This is a genomic window from Carnobacterium sp., assembly GCF_032094055.1.
Lineage (GTDB): Bacteria > Bacillota > Bacilli > Lactobacillales > Carnobacteriaceae > Carnobacterium_A.
This window is the reverse complement of record NZ_DAMDAK010000056.1, coordinates 1-1,107: the sequence shown is the minus strand read 5'-3', so window position 1 is coordinate 1,107 and position 1,107 is coordinate 1. Positions and strand designations below refer to the sequence as shown.

Genomic DNA, 1,107 nt, shown 5'->3' with positions numbered 1-1,107 from the left:
TTCACCTCTTTAGTCAAATAAAAATTCTATCTACTATAGGCACAAGTCATGAAGAGTCGCACTCAATAAAGAAGTGCGACTCAATTTTCCGTTGTCTATAGACAGAACTATTCAAATTGTATTATAGCATAGAAAATAAGGGTAAACAACTAATTGGGTTTAGTCTTACCCTTTTATTTTTAATAGCGTTGCAGCAAAACTTGTTCGAGCGTTTAATGCTTTCCAAATGATATGAGCGATACCAAAGTCGATCATACTATGCACAACAGTTCCTATTCCCACCATTAAGAAAACCGATTGTAAAAAGCCTTGGTTATAGTAAGATGCAGACATGTTTCCGCCAAAATAAAAAAGTGAAACAACCGCCACTTCAGCTACCGCATGGATTAAGCCTAATACGAATGAAAAAATTTGTGTTTTAAAAGATGAGTCCATTAGACTGGGAGTTCTCTTTAACCAATAAGCACCTAAGCCTGCAAATAAAACATGAGTCAATGCTCTCAAAGTGATGATCAATGGAAAACCACTGATCAAAAAACCAACAGCTGTTCCTAAAGAAACAGAGATTGCTATTACAGGTGAAATAAATAAAGCGATAAAAATAGCTACATGGCTGCCTAATGTAAACGAAGCCGGCTCTAAAATAATTTTAACGGGTGAAATAATCGGAATGAGGATACCCATTGCTACAAGTAAGGCAGAAATAGTCAGTTTGTGAACGCGTTTTGTTTGCATAGTTACATCTCCAATAATTTTATAGTTTCAAGGTGTCTTGACACCTGTCAAACTAGATTATACTTGTTTGAAAAGAGATGTCAAGACAGTTATTTATCTTGGTACAATAGACCCAACTGGGATAAAGATTGGAAGATGCGGTCGAATGTTTGCTTATCTTTACAGGCAATGGTATGCAGGTGAACGCCTTGTGTTAGTTCCGATAATAAATTAGCTTGTGTATGCTTTATCTTTTCAAGGAATTGATCGGCATCATGACGAGATGCGATATTCAGTTGTCCCGATAATTCTCCATAGATGGGATGTTCTACAATTACGTCAATCACTTCTCCCCCATTGTCCACGATGGCATATAACTCTTTTTGCGTTTCT

At 36.6% G+C, this 1,107-nt stretch carries 2 protein-coding genes; both read right to left on the bottom strand.

The window, feature by feature from the left end:
* Positions 1-165: 165 nt before the first annotated feature.
* Positions 166-735, bottom strand: coding sequence for a hypothetical protein (locus RT405_RS09100; RefSeq protein WP_313469199.1), 570 nt, complete (start codon positions 733-735; stop codon positions 166-168).
* 89 nt (positions 736-824) lie between these two features.
* Positions 825-1,107 (bottom strand): 3H domain-containing protein (locus tag RT405_RS09095; protein WP_313469198.1); only part of this gene is annotated, 283 nt, incomplete at its 5' end.